The sequence below is a fragment of the Rhodopirellula sp. UBA1907 genome, from assembly GCF_002337565.1.
Taxonomy (GTDB): domain Bacteria; phylum Planctomycetota; class Planctomycetia; order Pirellulales; family Pirellulaceae; genus Rhodopirellula; species Rhodopirellula europaea.
Genome location: NZ_DDGH01000062.1, coordinates 1 through 17,942, shown reverse-complemented (window position 1 = coordinate 17,942; position 17,942 = coordinate 1). Strand labels below are relative to the sequence as shown.

14 protein-coding genes are annotated in these 17,942 nt (G+C 55.5%); 8 read left to right on the top strand and 6 right to left on the bottom strand.

Annotated features, from left to right (window positions below):
• Positions 1 to 29 precede the first annotated feature (29 nt).
• The 4 genes from B2R17_RS13710 to tnpA all read right to left on the bottom strand — a co-directional run bounded on the left by B2R17_RS13710 (position 30) and on the right by tnpA (position 3,569).
• On the bottom strand, positions 30 to 2,192 hold the full coding sequence (locus tag B2R17_RS13710) for a M56 family metallopeptidase (RefSeq protein ID WP_286764426.1): 2,163 nt from the start codon (positions 2,190 to 2,192) through the stop codon (positions 30 to 32).
• The gene (locus B2R17_RS13705) at positions 2,185 to 2,577 is read right to left on the bottom strand and encodes a BlaI/MecI/CopY family transcriptional regulator (RefSeq protein ID WP_286764425.1); all 393 of its coding nucleotides are present in this window, start codon (positions 2,575 to 2,577) and stop codon (positions 2,185 to 2,187) included. The genes B2R17_RS13710 and B2R17_RS13705 overlap by 8 nt, the downstream gene beginning before the upstream one ends.
• A gap of 266 nt (positions 2,578 to 2,843) precedes the next feature.
• Positions 2,844 to 2,990, bottom strand: coding sequence for a hypothetical protein (locus B2R17_RS13700; protein ID WP_286764424.1), 147 nt, complete (start codon positions 2,988 to 2,990; stop codon positions 2,844 to 2,846).
• Between the two features lie 114 nt (positions 2,991 to 3,104).
• Entirely contained in the window at positions 3,105 to 3,569 is a 465-nt protein-coding gene (gene tnpA / locus B2R17_RS13695) for an IS200/IS605 family transposase (protein ID WP_008666656.1), read from the bottom strand.
• A gap of 813 nt (positions 3,570 to 4,382) precedes the next feature.
• On the opposite strand from tnpA, the gene B2R17_RS13690 reads away from it, so the two are divergent.
• The 5 genes from B2R17_RS13690 to B2R17_RS13670 all read left to right on the top strand — a co-directional run bounded on the left by B2R17_RS13690 (position 4,383) and on the right by B2R17_RS13670 (position 10,295).
• On the top strand, positions 4,383 to 5,333 hold the full coding sequence (locus B2R17_RS13690; protein WP_286764423.1) for a hypothetical protein: 951 nt from the start codon (positions 4,383 to 4,385) through the stop codon (positions 5,331 to 5,333).
• Positions 5,334 to 5,452: 119 nt separating this feature from the next.
• Positions 5,453 to 6,925 carry a sulfatase family protein gene (locus B2R17_RS13685; protein ID WP_286764422.1) on the top strand — a complete coding sequence of 491 codons (1,473 nt, stop codon included), beginning with the start codon at positions 5,453 to 5,455 and terminating at the stop codon, positions 6,923 to 6,925.
• 55 nt (positions 6,926 to 6,980) lie between these two features.
• The gene (locus B2R17_RS13680) at positions 6,981 to 8,390 is read left to right on the top strand and encodes a sulfatase family protein (protein WP_008666650.1); all 1,410 of its coding nucleotides are present in this window, start codon (positions 6,981 to 6,983) and stop codon (positions 8,388 to 8,390) included.
• 52 nt (positions 8,391 to 8,442) lie between these two features.
• The gene (locus B2R17_RS13675) at positions 8,443 to 9,186 is read left to right on the top strand and encodes a 3-keto-disaccharide hydrolase (RefSeq protein ID WP_051073349.1); all 744 of its coding nucleotides are present in this window, start codon (positions 8,443 to 8,445) and stop codon (positions 9,184 to 9,186) included.
• 215 nt (positions 9,187 to 9,401) lie between these two features.
• On the top strand, positions 9,402 to 10,295 hold the full coding sequence (locus B2R17_RS13670) for a hypothetical protein (RefSeq protein ID WP_286764421.1): 894 nt from the start codon (positions 9,402 to 9,404) through the stop codon (positions 10,293 to 10,295).
• Positions 10,296 to 10,493: 198 nt separating this feature from the next.
• Here the strand turns inward: B2R17_RS13670 and B2R17_RS13665 are convergent, their stop codons facing one another.
• Both B2R17_RS13665 and arsB read right to left on the bottom strand, forming a co-directional pair.
• Positions 10,494 to 11,735: a DUF1559 domain-containing protein gene (locus tag B2R17_RS13665; protein ID WP_037251243.1), complete on the bottom strand. Its 1,242-nt coding sequence runs from the start codon at positions 11,733 to 11,735 to the stop codon at positions 10,494 to 10,496.
• A 587-nt stretch (positions 11,736 to 12,322) separates the two neighbouring features.
• Positions 12,323 to 13,567: an ACR3 family arsenite efflux transporter gene (arsB, locus tag B2R17_RS13660; protein WP_008666637.1), complete on the bottom strand. Its 1,245-nt coding sequence runs from the start codon at positions 13,565 to 13,567 to the stop codon at positions 12,323 to 12,325.
• 475 nt (positions 13,568 to 14,042) lie between these two features.
• Here arsB and B2R17_RS13655 point away from each other — a divergent pair, with 475 nt between their 5' ends.
• From B2R17_RS13655 to B2R17_RS13645, 3 genes are all read left to right on the top strand, one after another.
• A complete protein-coding gene (locus tag B2R17_RS13655; RefSeq protein ID WP_099260728.1) occupies positions 14,043 to 14,567 on the top strand; it encodes a sigma-70 family RNA polymerase sigma factor in 525 nt (174 codons plus the stop codon).
• Complete coding sequence (locus B2R17_RS13650; RefSeq protein WP_286764420.1) at positions 14,567 to 16,168, top strand: LamG-like jellyroll fold domain-containing protein; 1,602 nt, start codon at positions 14,567 to 14,569, stop codon at positions 16,166 to 16,168. Before B2R17_RS13655 ends, B2R17_RS13650 begins: the two co-directional genes overlap by 1 nt.
• Before the next feature lie 131 nt (positions 16,169 to 16,299).
• Entirely contained in the window at positions 16,300 to 17,883 is a 1,584-nt protein-coding gene (locus tag B2R17_RS13645; protein ID WP_286764419.1) for a sulfatase, read from the top strand.
• The last annotated feature ends 59 nt before the right edge of the window (positions 17,884 to 17,942 follow it).

The following is a 17,942-nucleotide window of genomic DNA, read 5'->3' as shown; positions in this document are numbered from 1 at the left end:
GTCGCCATCCAAGCTGGTGGCTGAATGTGTCAGTTCCATTTAGATCGAAGTTCAGCCAGCAGCGTCCCGTCCAAATAAGAGACATAGCGTTCGGCTTTGTTGTATTCTGCGATCGCTCGCCAGAAATCAATCTCGCAATGCACGTATTTCTCTCGGCATTGAAGAACCGCATTCACCGGTGTGATTCCAACTTCAAACGCCGCTGCCCTCGCACTCGATTCATTGTAGATCGCCACACACTGTTCACGATTGGCTTCGTAGAGTTGGTACTGCTGATTCGTCTTCCTGATCGCCTCGCTCAACTTGCTTGTCAGCAGCCGCTCATCCTCCTTTAGTTTGGAATTCTCTCGAGCGATACGAAGCGCAGCATTCCGAATTCTTGCCAGTTCGCGTCTCGATGCGAACGGCACCTGCGAGTCTTCTCGATTGATGGTTGCTAATTTTGATCGATCACGAAGTTCTTTGAGTTGCTCGAGCGCATCACCGCCCTCAACTGGGGTGAGAAAGCGTTCAAGCACTTCGACGTCGACTTCTTTCGCTAGTTCTGCTTTCGCCGCTGCAACTTCCGCTTCCTGTTGCTCGATTCGCGTTCGACTCTCGCGTAGCTCGGGAATGGTTTCAATCATCTTTCGAGCACTGGTAGCAAATTCGTACTGGGTTGGTTGTCGCACTGGATCGTCAATCGGATGAATCACCGTGTCGTTCGAAGAAGCAGCACCCATCAATTCTCGGAGCATTTTCTCTCTTTCCAACAATCCAATTTTTTCAGGTCCCGGTTGTTTTGTTCCTGAAATGGATTCGTCGAGCTTCGTTTGAAGCTTTGTCGCCAACCCTTCTGCCTGTGCGAGCTCTTGAAGTGTGCAAGTCCCTTGCTTCACTCGTTGCCCGGTTACTTCCGCAATCTGCACCGCTTTTCCATGCCCTTTCAGGATGGAGGCTGAAACCTGATGGGCTGCGTACAAGTCCCAGTATGCGTTTTCGATGTCTCTTGCCAAATTTCGCACGAGGACCTCACGCGAAACGTCATCCAATTTGCTCAGGTCGGGGTTCCGCTCGAACCGATTCTGAATCGCGATCGAGATGCACTCATCGAGCTTGAGCTTCCAGCTTTCTTGTTTGAGATAGGGAACGCTCGTGCTCGCGTCGTCTGTCTCGACTGTCGATTCCAATACAGAGACCGCCTCGGGCAACGGAGCCACTGGCGGTTCATGAGCAACGGCAACGGAAGCCGGATGTTCGACCGTCATTGGTGCGAGCAGCAAGACGAAAACAATCGAAGCCACCAAAGAGCCGGACGCAAGTGAGGCCACCGGCGAGCAGCCCAACGATGGTTCCAAGTCGAGCGACAACCGGCGGATACGCCGGAGCAATTCGCCGTCTCGAGCCGCCAATGCAAACACCGAGTTGGGCATGCGTGAGGTCTCCAATTTCAACAGTGCTCGGCAGTAGTTCAAACGTTCTTCGCGTGATTCACTGATGCTGTCATCACAGCAAAACTCTCGGGAAACGCGGATCTCTCGCGACAACCACCAAACCGCCGGGTGGTAGAAGAAGACCGTCTCCATGAGGACCTGGATCGCATTGATCAAACAATCATGCCGTCGCACATGCAGCAACTCATGAACGATCAACAGATCCAATTCTTGAGGCGACAACGTTGTTAGCATTGAAACCGGCACCAACACGGTGGGCCGAAGCCATCCCGTTACCATCGGGCTCATGTGATTTGCAATCAACTTGAACTGCACGGCGCGTTGAAGACCGACTCGGTTCAATGCTCGGGCAATCGATTCAGCCAAATGATCTGGGATATCGCTCGTTGCTTCGCTCAACAGTTTTCTCTGCGACCACCAACCCAAGATTGGGCGTGTCGAAAAGATCGCGATCCCAACGAGCCAGCCGGGTACCAACACCTGCAGATGCCAGCTCGTCTCGAAATCCAACCGGATTGGTAGGTTGCGCATCAAGGTCAGGGGATCGGCTGAACGCGATAGCACGAACCACGTTGCCAACGGACACAGTCCCACAGCCAGCATTCCCAAGCACGCCAAACGATGACGACGTTTGGCTGAGAAGGGCAACAAAGAACGGACGGCGGCAATACCGATCGCGATCAATGCAAATTGCCAAACGCTGTTGAGCAACACCCATCCCAGTTGTGTTGCCCAAGTTGATTCCATCCAACTATTCATCGCTGCGGTTCTCCATTTCAGTGAGGATCTGACGGATCTCTTCGATGTCGCTTTGGCTTGCCTTGCTGTTCGAAAGTGCGTTGAGAACCAAGCTCGACACGGATCCTTCAAACACCTTGGTCGCCAAATCTTTTAGCAAGCCCTTGCCCGTTCGCTCGCGGCTCCAAGCCGCTCGATACAAATGGGGACGTTGTGTCTCGTCCCGCTTGACCAGGCCTTTGCCCAACATGACCGACAACATTTTCATGGTGGTCGAGTAGTTGGTGCCTCGTTCACGAGACAGGTGCTCGTGAATCACCCCCACACCGCAGGCACCGTGTTCCCACAGCACCCGCAAAATTTGCAGTTCGACATCGGTCGGGGAAGCACTGGAAGAGCGGACCATCTGAAATCCAAACGCGTCGTCTGATAGCGAAAGTTTTCGCTATCCTAAAGCGAAAGCTTTCGCTGAGTCAAGGGACGCTCTGGCCCGAAGTGCAAGAGGCTCCAGGTGATTTGCCTGCAACTGGACAGTGGCATCCTCGCCGCTCGGCTGGCAATTCGTCGCGAACCAGCATTCTGGTCGCTTTGACCTCGGTCGGAGTGGTTGGTTCCGGTCCATTGGAATTTGCTGTCGTGTTGGTCGCACGCGATGCTGCCGGCAAGAGTGCATCAGGGCGTTTGCTCGACCCAATGAAGCTTCTTTGCTAAGAGCACTTGTTCGCCATCCCACTGATACGCGACGAAGTTGCCTCCTTTGGCGACGCTGTAGTCCGTGCAGGCCACATTCGCGGCCAGTGGCAGGGGCGTGCCCGTCAAACAGTACGACCTGCCGTCCCTTCGGGACTTCTCGATCTCGTGTCGCCCGATCTCCATCGGCTCACGCCAATGGCTACATCCTGTCGCCACTTCGTGGCTGGGCCGGCGAACAGATCACGCGATGATTTCGCGTTCGAAAACATACCGTGGGTCGTATTCGATGCGGTGCCGCTTCAAGATCGAGAGGAACTCGTCTTCGAACGTTTTCTTGCGATGGTGTTCCGCCTGGTTCGCGATGTATTCGGCGACGGCAGGTGCTTGTGATTCGCTGACGGAAAACGCGGCGTACCCGGATTGCCATTCAAATTTTCGGTGGACGTCCGATCGCTCGTTGATCCATTTCGACGAATTGGATTTGATCGTGCGCAACACATCCGAGATGGCGATGGTGGGGCTCAATTTCGCGAGCATGTGAATGTGATCGTCGACGCCGCCAATCCTCAGCAACGTCCCTTTCTGGTCCCGGACAATCCCGCCCATGTACCCATGCAGTTCATCCTGCCATTCGGACCGAATCGCTGGCTTGCGATACTTCGTGCTGTAGATCAGATGGAACAAAAGATTCGTGAACGTCGACATGATCAACCTTCTTGTCTGACAGGGGGATCCACGGGCTGAGGCCGATGCCTCCATCCTATCGCCACGTCGTGGCTGGTGCGCGCTCGCCCAGTCCCACGGGACGACACGTTGTAGCCATCACGCCCAGTCCCAACGGGACGACATGCTGTAGCCACGAGCGTCAGTTCGTGGCCCCAAGGACCCCGTCCAACGCGCCAAGTCCCAACGGGGTGACAGGATGGTACGACCTGCCGTCCCTTCGGGACTTCTCGAGATCTCGTTTGTCTCGATATCCATTGGCTAACGCCAAGGGCTACAACCTGTCGCAACTTCGTGGCTATTGCGTGCTCGGGTAACACGTCGCCATGTCGCGCACGCCCTCAGTCCCAACGGGACGACATGCTGTAGCCACGAGCGTCAGCTCGTGGATCCGAGATCCCACCCAACACGCCAAGCCCCAGCGGGGTGACAGGATTGGACGACCTGCCGTCCCTTCGGGACTTCTCGATATCTCGTTTGTCTCGATCTCCATTGGCTCGCGCCAATGGCTACAACCTGTCGCCACTTCGTGGCTGTTGCGCGCTCGGGCATCCTGTCACCACTTCGTGGCTGGTGCCATCACGCCCAGTCCCAACGGGACGACAGGATGAAACGCTCCTCCGCGAGAAATTGCGAGCAACTCCACTTCGGACTTTCATCTGAGATAGACTGGTGGGCTTTCGATCGTGGCGTTGGAGAGACCGGAATGCGACGAGGGCGAACGGTCGTTCCCTTCGCCCGCCGCTGTTCTCTGATACGTCATCCCGCCAAGTCCCCTCCGCAGACGGAACCCACATGAGTCATCCCCATCGATTGATCGCACTCCTGTGCTGCGTACTCGGCTGCTCCGTCGCGGGCAACTCTGCCAAGGCTCAGGACGTCACCCACAGCTTCCTTGCCTGCGGGCAAAAGACATACATCATGGGAGCCGACGGCGAGGCAAGTTGGACCTATCCGTCCGCAACACGCGATGGCTACGTGCTCGACGATGGCACGATCATTCTGACAGTCAACAAATCCAAACGTCATCGCGGAGGAGCCGTCGTCCAAATCGCTCCTGACGGAAAAGAGACGTTGATTTGGAAAGGCACCCAAAGCGAAGTCAACAGCGCTCAGCCAACCGCCGACGGCACGTTTGTCATCACGGAAGCGGGCAACGACCCCAGATTGCTCGAAATCAGTGCCACCGGCGAGGTGATTCTAGAGTTCCCGCTGGCGTGCCAGAAGAAGAACCATCACATGCAGACTCGGATGGCTCGCAAGCTTGCCGACGGAACCTACCTCGCTCCTCACCTTTTGGACTTCGCCGTTTTCCACTATTCGCCAGAAGGAGAGGTCCTTAGCAAATTAGACACAACCGTCCCGGGTGACACCGATCACAAGATCCACACATGGCCATTCACTGCCATTCGACATGGCGATGGACAGACACTTGTTTGCTGCACCCATGGCAACCGAGTGATCGACTTCGACGCTGACGGAAACGTCATCTGGACGTTGACCAACGAAGACCTTCCCGGTGCATGGCTGCAAGACCCCTGCGGAGCCCAAGTGTTGCCAAATGGGAATATCGTCATCACCAGCTACGCGGGCGGCCGAGCTGACGTGGACGCACCCAAACTCATGGAAGTGACACGAGACAAGCAAGTCGTGTGGACCTACCGCGACGGCCAAAAGGTCGGCGTTCACCACTTCCAGCTTCTCACCACCAACGGGGAAAAAATCGCCGGCCCCATCCTCAAATAAGTGGCATAGGCTTCCAGCCTGTGATTGCCCGGAAGCCATCACCCGCAACCGAACGCTCAAATGTTCAACGTTGCCATTCCCGCTCTTTCCTGCTCACTCACCAAGCCGACCGGTCCTCCATGAAGCTCCAACTCCAAGCCCTGATTTGCGTGTGCCTGTTGCAGGGAATCGCGGCCGCCGGGCCGCCGAACTTTGTTGTGATCTTCACCGACGACCAAGGCTACCAGGACGTTGGTTGCTTCGGATCGCCTGACATTCGCACACCGCGGTTGGATGCGATGGCAAAGGAAGGCATGAAGTTCACCAGCTTCTACGCACAACCCATCTGCGGACCATCGCGAGCCGCCTTGATGACCGGTTGCTACCCGTTGCGGGTGGCGGAACGAGGGCACACCAAGCAGATTCATCCGATCCTGCACGAAGATGAAATCACAATCGCGGAAGTGCTGAAAACAAAAGGCTACGCCACGGCTTGCTTTGGCAAATGGGATCTCGCCAAACACACGCAGACCGACTTCTTCCCCGATTTGCTTCCGACCGGCCAGGGATTTGACTACTTCTACGGAACACCCACCAGCAATGACCGTGTGGCGAATCTGTACCGCAACAAAGAGCTGATCGAGCCTGATTCCGACATGGCGACGTTGACTCAGCGTTACACCGACGAAGCCATCTCGTTCATCGAACAGAACCAAGACCAACCATTCTTTGTCTACATCCCTCATACGATGCCGCACACGCGGTTGGATGCATCCAAAGCGTTCAAAGGCAAAAGCAAACGTGGCCTGTATGGCGATGTCATTGAAGAGATCGATTTCAACGTCGGCAGGATCCTGGACACACTCAGCGAATTGAAGCTCGCCGACAACACCTACGTTCTTTTCACCAGCGACAATGGTCCTTGGTTGGTCAAGAACAAAGGGCATGTGGACGGTCATCGCCCACGTGATCACGGCGGATCCGCTGGTCCGCTACGAAGCGGCAAGGTGTCCTCTTTCGAAGGTGGCGTGCGAGTCCCCGCGATTCTTTGGGGACCAGGCAAAGTGCCTGCGGGGACGGTTTGCGATTCGATTGCGACGACCATGGACGTGATGCCAACCTTGGCTGCTCTCGCCGGAGCCGATGTTCCATCCGATCGAGTGATCGACGGGGAAGACATCCGTCATCTCTTTCACGGTGAATTTGACCAAGCCGATCCTGACAAGGCGTTCTTCTATTACCTGCGAGTCCATCTGCAGGCCGTTCGGCAGGGCAAATGGAAGCTCCATTTGCCCCGCGAAAAAGAACCGATCGGAGTTGCCCCGTTCGGTCGCAATTCGCACATCGCTCCCAAGGACCGAATCGGTTTTGAGAGTCCCTTCCTGGTTGATTTGCAGAACGACTTGGGCGAAACAACGAACGTGGCGGCCGAAAATCCACAGGTCGTTGAAAGACTGCTGGGGCTAGCTGAATCGATGCGAGAAGACCTCGGCGACTTCGACCGAGTCGGAACAAACATGCGGTTCTTCGATCCGTTAGATGTTCGTCCGACGAAGCCGCCCGTGCCCGCACCATCCGCTCGCAAAGGCAAGTCGTCTCATTCGGGCAAATGAGTCCCCCAATACTGCCGGTCTCAAGCTGCACTCCCACATCATCCACGTCCCACACATGAAACCTCTCATCCACTCGCTGGCGATTGCCTGCATCGCCGTTGTCTTTCTGGCCAACGCAACGCTGCTTCACGCCGCCGGTCGCCCCAACATCATCCTGCTGCTGGCGGACGACCTTGGCTACGGAGACCTGTCGTGTTTTGGCAGCCCCGCCGTCAAGACACCTCATCTGGATCGGCTCGCGAGTGAAGGCTTGAAGTGCGATCGCTTCTACGCCGGTTCGGCTGTTTGTTCGCCGACGCGAGCCTCGGTGCTGACCGGTCGTTATCCGCTGCGATTTGGAATCACGAAACACTTCAATGACCGAAACGGATGGCTGCCCGAATCCGCGACGACGGTGGCCGAACTTTTGAGCGACGCTGGTTACAACACAGCGCACGTTGGCAAATGGCATCTCGGCGGACTGCACGTTGACGAAACAGGAAAACGCTTGACCAACCAGCCCGGCCCTCGCCAACACGGGTTCGATTTCTATCAAACGCAGATCGAGCAACAACCACTTCGCGGCAAAATGGGGCGTGACAAAACGCTCTTCCGGAAAGGCGGAACGGTCCTTCTTCGCAACGACCAACAAATCAGCGAAGACGATCCGTACTATCCCAAACACTTCACCGATGCCAACGGAGATTTCGCGGTCGAGATGATCGAGAAGCTCTCGAACGAAGACGCTCCCTTTTTCATCAACATGTGGTGGCTCGTTCCCCACAAACCTTATGAACCGGCTCCCGAGCCGCATTGGTCCGACACCGCTGCGGCCGGGATCAGCGACGATCAACACCGCTTCCGGTCGATGGTCCAGCACATGGACGCCAAAGTTGGCGAGATCCTTCAGAAGCTCGATGAACTGAAGATCGCCGACAACACGCTGGTCCTTTTCACCAGCGACAACGGCGCTGCTTTTGAAGGCTTCATTCACGACTTGAAAGGTGGCAAAACCGACCTGCATGACGGAGGCATTCGCGTGCCGATGATCGTGCGTTGGCCAGCCACCATTCCACCGGGCCAAACATCGCAGGCGTTTGGCCACACGAACGATCTATTGCCCTCCTTCTGCGACGCAGCCGGTGTCGACGTGCCCGGCGAATTGTCCTTGGATGGACTGAGTCTGTTGCCGCATTGGAAGGGAGGCCCCCCGCCGAGCGACGAAGAAAGAGGCACCGTGTTCTGGCAATTGGATCTCTACAAATCGCTTCAGCGTCACACTCCCAAACCCAAGCCATTCGCGACCGAAGTGGTGAGGCGTGGGAACTGGAAGCTGCTCGCATTCAAAGGCAAACCGGTCGAATTGTTTGACGTGGACACCGACCCCAACGAGAAACACAACGTGCTCGTCGAGCATCCCGATCTGGTCGCGTCACTGAGTGCAGAGCTGAGCCAATGGCTCAACGAGCCACGGACGACCAAGTGACTTGACCGAAGCGATCTCACCTCTCAAGGTTATGAAGATGATTTCAAGAAGCATGTTTGTTCGTTTGTTTCTGTTGAGCGGAATCCTTGCGACCGCAACTGGAACGGTGGTTTCCGCGGACAACACCTCGACATCGACACTCGGGCAGGAACCACCTGCCGGCGCCGTCGTGCTGTTCGACGGTTCAGGCTTCGATGCCTGGAAACCGTTCTCGTGGCAGTGGATCAATCCCAACGACGATCAACAGGAAGTGCAATGGAAAATGGTGGATGGCGACGCGATGGAGATCGCGTTTGAAATTGACGGCAAGCGACGCAAGCAGTTTCTTTGCACGAAGCAAACGTTCGGTGACTATCGTTTGCACCTAGAGTTTCAGTTGCCCGAGGAAGGCAGCGGGAACAGCGGAATCTTCTTCGGCCCGTTGTACGAGTTGCAAGTCCTCCACAGCGCCGACAAAGAACGCCCTGGCCTGGGTGACTGCGGCGCGATCTACCAAATCCGGGCCCCTGACGTGAACGCCGCACTTGGCCCTGGCGAGTGGCAAACGGTGGACCTGGAATACCAAGCCGCCGAGATCGGCAAGAACGGCTTCATGACGGAAAACGGTGCCGCGCGTGTCACCGTGCGGCTCAATGGAAAGTTGATTCACGATGACTTCAAACTGTCGCTGCGTCGCAACAAGTACGCCGCTTTCCCCGAGGAACCGACCTCGCCGATCGTGCTGCAGGAACATGGATCCAAAGTGAAATTCAGAAACATCTGGCTGGTCGAAAAACAGCTCCAAAATGCGAAGTAGAAACCTTCTGCGGCGGCGGTGGGCCGAACCGCTCCCCGTATTCAATCCGGGGCTATTTTCTCCGCAGCAAAAATCATTGCGACAATCGGTGTAACAAATCGAATTCGCGAACGCTTTGTCGGGCAGAGACAAGTTCTTAGCCATGCTCCTGCCAGACAAAGGACCAACCGATGTGCGCTGACGTGAAATCCCGCTTCTTTCGAATCGTTGCCGGAATGTTGCTTCTCTTGGCGATCGGCGGATCGTCGGACGCGTTTGGCAACAACTATCCCATGCTGAGCGAGGTGTTGCCGATAATGCCGGAAAGGGCTCGAGATATCGACCTCAATGAAAATTGGATGGCCAACACGGTTGTGCTCGTCGGGACGGGTGACGACGACAAAATACGCATCGTGGTTGATGACGAAAGAATTCGCTTTAGCGTCGATGGCCGTTCCGTCGGTCGGATCGACCTGGATGACCTACCCAATCGCCCCCAGGACGAAGACGAGGACTCGCCGTCTGAACCGGAGATCCCGCTCAATATCATTGTTTCTGGTGGTTCCGGCAATGACAACATCTCGCTCGAGGTCGAGCCTTCTGACGATCCCGCAGCCGACATCCGAAATCGAGCAATCTTCCTGCTCTACGGTGATGAGGGCGACGACACACTGACCAGCGTCAATGCCGATCAAGTGATCTTCGTCGGAGGTTTAGGGACAGATCTGTTGATGGGCGATGGAAGAAGCTCCACTTACGCTGGCTGCGACATGCTCTCTACAAATTTTGAGACGTTGGAATTGATCTGCATGCCGGACATGTCGATGGACATCCTCGTCCCCGGTCATCCCGACAGCACAGCGCTTCGCAACTACTACCAACAATTCGAACCGGTGACCTACGTCAGTCCACGAGTGACGAGCGTTGAACTAACGCCGAAGAAACTACCGAACGTGCCGGTGATCGCCAGTCGAGAAAAGCAGAACTCGACAATCATAGACCCCACGCCCATCGAGTTTGACTCGATCCTCATCGATCAAGATCGCGTCATCAACAAGATTGGATGCATCGTCCAGGATGTCACCTTCACCGATGACGGAATAAACATGGTCTTCACTGACGTGGAATAGATCGAGCCATCCCGGATCCAAACGCCATGGATTTCGAATGATTCCGGGCATCCACGACGTGGCGAATGTCCGGCTAACACACTGCGTCTACTTCACCTCACATCAACGCGATCCAAACAGGTTGAGTGCAAACAAGAAACCTCGCCCAAAATGATCAGGCGAGGTTTCAAACCGATTTCACTCAACGTCAACGAGACATCAGAATTCTTCGCTGACAACTTCTTTTGAATCGCGAGTACCGAGAGATCCCCAAACCCCGTATGGGCTCGGTGATCCAGGCCGCAGCCCAGGCAAGTCGCGGCAGACAGTGTTCTGCTCCAAGTTGCCGGTATCGATGCTCTCGGTGATGAACTTCACCGCACCATCGCCCATCAACACGTGAGCACCGCCTGCGTGGCGACTGCCTGCCGATGAGATCACACCCGAGTGATTCCCGTCGCCACCGTCGTGCACGCAGTTGGCACTGTTGGGTGCCAAGATGGTGTGGAACGCGGTGTAGTAAGGACGCGAGTCAGCCCAACGTGCATGTTTGGCTTGCGAAAGGTTATCACTCACGTTCGCGGTCGGGTCATAAAACTGCGGGCGTGACGGATCAATGTGGGCACCCGTTGCACAACGCGCTGGGATCAAGATCGTTTCGTTTGGCCCCAACATCGTTGTGATGTTGCGAACGAAGTCCGCACTGACCTCTCGTTTGCCACCCGACGTGACGACTTCACCCGCTGCGATGGTGTTGGACAGTCCATCGAGAACGTCGCGGAACTGGACCTTGTTGCGGTTCCAGAAAAACCCACGCTGGGCAGCACGTGCACGAGTCACGGCCCAGTCTTCGTCGCGGTTGTTCAGGTTGCCAAAGAAACCAAAGTCATTGACGCCACCGTTGTTGCCTCGGTCGACCGCGTCGCCAACAGAGCAGGCGTAGTTCGTACGCGCTAACTGGCCGGGACCGTTTGCTTGTCCGCTGTCACTTGGGCAACGGTAGGCAGGGATTTGAGTGACCCAAGGAACATAGGTCGTCTGCCAGGGACAAGGTCCCATCGCAGGCCATGCGCCATTGACGCTACCGGGCAATGCTTGCCCCGCCGTCACCAACGTGCTCGGGTTTGAAATCTGCTCCCACAAACCTTGCTGCTCGATGTAGGGCAAAACCGGAACCAGCCAGCTGAGAAAGAGCCGGTTACTTTGGTTGGTGCCGTCGGTCATGCTGATTTCTTGCTTCGTTCCGGTGCCAGACTGTGGCACCTGATTGAACGCGCTGTGGTAGTTGTGAATCGCAAGTCCGATTTGTTTGAAATTATTGCTGCACGACATTCGTCGTGCGGCCTCGCGGGCGGCTTGAACGGCTGGCAACAACAGGCCGACGAGAACACCAATGATCGCGATCACAACCAACAGCTCCACCAGAGTGAAACCTGGTCGCGCACGATGAGTTCTTTGCATGTAAGACTCTCCTAAGGAAAAAGATGAAAAGGGGGTCAAAAAACGACGCCCAAAATGAAGATTAGCGATGACCGGTCATCCTGAGGAGTAGAAATCTCCAAAGATGATACAAATCGCAAATCGCCTCAAACACCGCTATTTGTTGACCGATCCACTCCGGCTGGCCCGACCCCGCACGATCCTCAGGCGAGCGAACTACCAAAACCCAAATCGCCGCTCCGCCCTATTAGCCGCCACGCGTTAGCGTCCGGTTTCCCGCTTACACACTTCCAACTCGCTCGACCAACAACGCACTGCGTACACCTTCACACCAGCCGGCCCAAGCGAGTGACCAACAACCACTCAATGCTTGGCCGCGACGGTTGCGTCGAGGGCAATCTTTGCCATGCAAAGCTGATAGCAACTTTCAAATTCTGAACACTCCCGACAATCATCCCATTGCTTGACATCCGTCTCGATGTTCGGTCTTGAACGCATCATGCCCGCCGGATTGTCGATGCGAACCGTAAAGACTTTTCCGACACGTTCTCCAACACCGATCTGATCTGGAAACATTTTTCCAAAGCATGCTTTGTGATTCATCGCATTCAGTGGATTGGCTCCCCATCCGGTGTGACTGGGATTGCTTCGAGCGCGGCACCCGACGTTTCGGAAACAAACCAACCACGTGTCTTGAGACAGAACTTGACCAAGGCCAACATCAACGGAACCTCGATCAACACGCCCACAACGGTCGCAAGAGCAGCACCCGACGACAATCCGTACAACATGGTTGATGTTGCAATGGCCACCTCAAAGTGATTCGACGCACCGATCATCGCCGTCGGTGCGGCTGATTCGTAGGTGAAGCCCAACGCTTTGCTGATCACGTATCCAAGCGCAAAGATGACCAATGTTTGAATCGTCAACGGAATCGCGATCCAAAGAATCGTGAGTGGGTTTTCGACAATCGTCTCACCTTTGAACGAAAACAAAAGCACTAACGTTGCCAACAGTGCGGTGATCGTGACGGGTGTCAGGTAATGCAAGAACTTCTCGCGAAACCAAACCTCGCCCTTCGCCGCTATCACCCACTTGCGTGACAGATAACCAGCGATCAACGGCAAGGCAACGTAAACACCAATCGATAGAAGCAAGGCTTGCCATGGAACCGGAAGCTGACCAACCCCAAGCAGCAACCCGCCCAAGACACCGTAAAGAACGAGCATCGTGAGCGAGTTGATCGCAACCATCACGAGCGTGTGTCCATCGTTACCCTTCGCCAAAAATCCCCAAACCAAAACCATCGCTGTGCAAGGTGCGATGCCAAGCAAGATGCATCCTGCCAAATAGCTCCGCCAAAGTGGAACCTGCAACATCTTCACGCCATCCACCAACACCACCTCACCGGCACCATGGGTTGCTCCCACTTCGAGATTGCTACCCAAGGGAGCTTTCACATAGTCGACGGCGTCCGGACCAATGAACCCAAGAAACAATGTTCCCAAGAAAAAGCTGGCGATCGCGTACATCGTAAACGGCTTGATTGCCCAGTTGATAAACAATGTCAAACCAACGGGGCGAATCGACTTGCCGGCTTTGACCACTTCGCCGAAGTCGATCTTGACCATGATCGGGTACATCATGAAAAACAGGCATATCGCGATCGGGATCGAAATCACCGGAGCCTCGTTCACGTAGATCGCCATTCCGTCGAGCGACTTGGCGATACCGGGAGCAACCTTTCCCAACGCGATCCCCGCGACGATGCAAAGCCCCACCCAAACGGTGAGATAGCGTTCAAAGAAACCAATGCCCTTTTCATCTGAGAGGCAAGTTTGTTGTTCGCTCACGTTTCCGCTCCTTATTCAATTTCGTCTATCGGCGATAGACGTTCGTCGAGTGTAAAAAAATGCCTTCGCGGCAATGCGACAAGCGTTGGGTAAACGCTGGCCTCGATCGGTGGGAACGGTGCCAAACCGCGCAAACCCGAAGTGAGCTCTCTCGCTACCTGGAAACACTATCGTCCATTCACGATAAACGATATCGACAGATCTGCATACAGCCGATCAACAAAAACCAATTGGGTCATGGAAAACATCGACATCCACGATTCCAACATCAGCCACCCAATCATCCCAATGGCTGAACGATTTGGGTCTTCAGCGAGATCAGGTAGTTCGTGTCGGCGAGGAATCACGAACGACGAGATTGATCGTAGCTACAAGGAATCAACTAAAATCGGGCGTTCTCCTGGATTCTTGTTAACGATTCCTGTTCGCGTTCGGCATACGGTGAACAGACAGTTGTTCCGCGTCGGCCGTGCACATGAACGAAGATCAGAAACGGGCAAATTTCACTCGATGCTGGCTTGATGCTGAGCCAGCCGTTTCGGCGTATGTGTTTGCATCGATCAGTGGGTTCCATGATGCGGAAGACGTTGTTCAGCGGATCGCTCAGGAACTGGCGCGTCGGTTTGATGAGTATGACTCGGGCCGGACCTTCGTCGGATGGGCGCTGTGGATCGCCAAGTCTCGGGTGATTGATTTTTACCGAGTTCAAGGTCGCTCGCGGGTCGTTTTCTCGGACGAGGTGCTCGGCCAACTTGCGGACACAATCGCTCAGCAGGCGGATGGTCGTAGCCAACGTCGCGAAGCACTGGAGTCCTGTCTGGATGAACTCCCGCCTCGTTCGCGTCAGCTGCTCGATTTGCGATACGTCGGAGAACGTTCCGCCGCCGAGATCGCTCGCGAAATCGGATCGACCAGCGGCTCGGTTCGAGTCCTGCTTACGCGTGTGCGTACGGCACTTGCCAGTTGCATCGAACGACGCACCGCTTTGGAGAATCAGTGATGCCAGTCGACGATGAACTGATCGATCGCATGCTTTCGGGCGAGCCATCCGACGAAGAAGCCACAGCGTTTGAGCAGTGGCTGAAGAACCCCGCCAATCTTCAGCGGTTTGCACTTCGTGCCGAGCTTCATTCAGACTTGCGGCAATCGCTGCGACGCCGACAGATCCAAACAAATGCGTTGGGAGCCAGCAACGCTGCCTCGGAGATCATTCCCGGTTCGACAAAACAAAATCATCAGCAGTCTTTGATTCGATCACCAAAGAGAGTGCTGGCGATAGCGGCCGGGTTGGTGACAGCGGCGTGCCTGCTGATCGCCTTCATACGGCCCCACCGCGACGACCAATCGACCAGCGAGGATCGCGTCGCGGCATCCGTCGTCCGCAACGTGGGTGGATTGCTTACGAAAGGCGATCAGCAATGGGACGATCCGCAACTGCCTATGGGCGACTATGAGTTGCGAAAAGGATTGTTGAATCTGCGGTTCGGCGGCGGAGTCATGGTGTATATGGAGGCTCCTGCCCGCTTCGATGCGGTGAGCGACCGGCGTGTTGTGCTTCACAGCGGGCGTTTGTCAGCCACCGTTCCACCGCAAGGCATCGGGTTCACCGTGGAAACTCCCGAAGCGGAAGTCATTGATTTCGGCACCGAGTTCTCCATTGATGTTGAGGGCGGTGCGAGCGAGGTGCATGTGTTTGATGGCCTCGTGCGTGTGAATCCGGGGGCATCGAATCAACGTGACGCTTCCAAGTCGGTTGATCTTCACGCGTCGGAGGCCGTTCGGATTTCTGGTGAGGCGTCTGACTTGATTGGTATCTCCGTCGAAACCAACCGATTCATTCGCAACTTCGATGAACCGAGGCTGAACTACGCCCGCGCGATCAAGCGGTTGTCGCCCGTGGCTTATTACCGAATGCCAATTCGCGACCGCGGTTTGGTGTCGGAACCGCCCGAATACTCCGGCGTCGTTTTAACAGGGGACGGCAAACGCCCCGCACATGCCAACGGTGTCTTCGCCGGCGGTTCCTTGCGAGTCGGAGTCGACTCCATTGGTCGCGGCGGGCGCGTCGATTCGCCGCCCGCATTCAACACGGGACACTTCTCGCTAACCGCGTTCGTGTATCTGGAAGCGCCCGCCCATAGCGCAATGGTTGCCACCAACCGGGATGGAGACCGCGGCAACTTCAGTCTCTCTCTCAATAGGAACGGAACGCTGCAAACCACCATCGTGATGGACGAGGCCATGACTCCGGCAACAACCACGGTGGTGGACAAGGCAACGAGTCCCCTCACAACAGGACTCGTGACCACGCCCACCACAGGTAACTCAGCCCTACCGCAAAAAACCTGGCGGCACATTGTTGTGACTGCTGACGGTGAGCAATTGCAGATCTACGAAGACGGGAGGCTCGTTGCTTCCACAGCGTGCACCGAAATGGCATCCAGCGACTCCGAGAAGGTCTGGTTCGGAACGGACGCCAAAGCGACACAAGTTTGGGACGGCAGGATCGATGAAGTGGCTTTGTTCAACCGAGCGCTCAACGGAGCCGAAATTTCGACACTCTATCGCACGGCTCAAGAGGAGATTGCGAGATCAAGATGACGTCCAAGTACCCGCGATTCTTGCGGTGTTTGCAACCGTGCAAAAAAGGACGTGATGGACGGTGCACCGAGTCCTTCATTCGGGAACTCGTTGCCTCGTCCACCACCAAAACCTCAACTCAAATGACACTTATGAACATACCGACGTATTTCCTCTTCGGCATCGTTTTCGTCGCAAGTCTTGCCGGCCATTTGTCTGCAGACGATGCACGCCCCAATGTCGTATTTCTAGCGGTCGACGACATGAACGACTTTGTCGGATGTCTCGACTCACGCCCCAATGCTATCACACCCAACATCGATCGGCTTGCCGCTCGTGGCGTGTGCTTTACCAACGCACACACCGCTGGCGTGTTTTGTGCACCCAGTCGAGCAGCCATCTTTTCCGGCCAATACGCATCGACGACCGGATGCTACGAGACTCCGAATTACTTTGTGCATCATCCGGAGATTGAATCGCTGCAAATGAGCTTTGCCAAAGCGGGCTACTCGACGCTGGGCGCTGGCAAGCTCTTTCATCATCCGGCTGGAGCAATTGACCAGCGAGGTTGGACAAAGTTCTTCCTGCGAAATCAATTTCAACGGGAAGGCGGTTGGGCACTGGAATCATGGAGCAGCGACACGCCGGTTCCACAGCCCTTTCCGGCCAGCATCTACAACCAAGGCAAAGAGATCACCGGCGGGTTGTTCTTGGAATGGGGTGCAATTCCGAATGATGAAGAAGAGGAGATGGCCGACACAATGCGTGCGAACTGGGCCGTCGATCAACTAGAGCAAAAACACGACCAGCCGTTCTTTCTGGCCTGCGGCTTCTATGCTCCTCATTATCCCAATTACTGTCCGCAGAAGTATTTTGAGTTGTACGATCGAGATGCCATCGAGACTCCGGCGTTCAAGGAAGATGACCTGGACGATCTTCCAAAGAAGATTGTCAAACAACGTCAGAACCGCAGGAAGCAACACTACGACAAATTGGTTGCCATGGGTGCTTGGAAAGACGCCCTGCACGGTTACCTCGCGTGCACCAGCTACGCTGATGCGATGGTCGGTCGCATTCTAAACGCACTCGAAGCAAGCCCCTATGCCGACAACACCATTGTCGTGCTGTGGAGCGACCACGGTTACCACCTTGGCGAAAAAGGCCAGTGGGGCAAACACACTTTGTGGGAACGAACCTCCAACGTGCCGTTTGTGTGGGCAGGGCCCGGTGTCGCTGAAGGGGTTCGGACTGACGTGACGGTCAGCCTGATTGACATCTATCCGACGCTGGTTGAGCAATGCGACTTGCCCGCACCGCAGCAGAACTTGGAAGGAGTTTCGTTGGCATCGACGTTGAAACATCCCGCCGACGCAATAGACCGAACGGTATATCTGCCCTACATCAACCCAGGTGAATACACCGTGATCAATCGCGACTGGCGTTTCATCCACTACGACGACCAGAACCAAGAACTGTACAACGTCCAAGAGGATCCGCACGAGTGGAACAACCTCGCGTCCGATCCGAAGTACACGGACGTCATCACCACGCTGAAGCATTCAGCACCGACGGAGTTCGCCGATCCAGAACCCAAACTCAACGTGCGGCGTGATCTCGTTGTCGAAGGCGAAACGTTCCGTTGGGAGAAAGGCAAAGGCAACTATGTTCCCCATCCGAAGTACTTGCCTTACACCGATCCCGCAATGAAACAAAAGCAATCGAGAAAGGGGCGTTAAAGTGTCAATCTCAGCAAGACAATTTCCAATGAACAATAAGAACCTATCCGAGAACCCCG

Coding starts and splice junctions, on each gene's coding strand:
- B2R17_RS13710 (WP_286764426.1), bottom strand. CDS start 2,192: ATGAATAGTTGGATGGAATCAACTTGGGCAACACAACTGGGATGGGTG.
- B2R17_RS13705 (WP_286764425.1), bottom strand. CDS start 2,577: ATGGTCCGCTCTTCCAGTGCTTCCCCGACCGATGTCGAACTGCAAATT.
- tnpA (WP_008666656.1), bottom strand. CDS start 3,569: ATGTCGACGTTCACGAATCTTTTGTTCCATCTGATCTACAGCACGAAG.
- B2R17_RS13690 (WP_286764423.1), top strand. CDS start 4,383: ATGAGTCATCCCCATCGATTGATCGCACTCCTGTGCTGCGTACTCGGC.
- B2R17_RS13685 (WP_286764422.1), top strand. CDS start 5,453: ATGAAGCTCCAACTCCAAGCCCTGATTTGCGTGTGCCTGTTGCAGGGA.
- B2R17_RS13680 (WP_008666650.1), top strand. CDS start 6,981: ATGAAACCTCTCATCCACTCGCTGGCGATTGCCTGCATCGCCGTTGTC.
- B2R17_RS13675 (WP_051073349.1), top strand. CDS start 8,443: ATGTTTGTTCGTTTGTTTCTGTTGAGCGGAATCCTTGCGACCGCAACT.
- B2R17_RS13670 (WP_286764421.1), top strand. CDS start 9,402: ATGTTGCTTCTCTTGGCGATCGGCGGATCGTCGGACGCGTTTGGCAAC.
- B2R17_RS13665 (WP_037251243.1), bottom strand. CDS start 11,735: ATGCAAAGAACTCATCGTGCGCGACCAGGTTTCACTCTGGTGGAGCTG.
- B2R17_RS13655 (WP_099260728.1), top strand. CDS start 14,043: ATGAACGAAGATCAGAAACGGGCAAATTTCACTCGATGCTGGCTTGAT.
- B2R17_RS13650 (WP_286764420.1), top strand. CDS start 14,567: ATGCCAGTCGACGATGAACTGATCGATCGCATGCTTTCGGGCGAGCCA.
- B2R17_RS13645 (WP_286764419.1), top strand. CDS start 16,300: ATGAACATACCGACGTATTTCCTCTTCGGCATCGTTTTCGTCGCAAGT.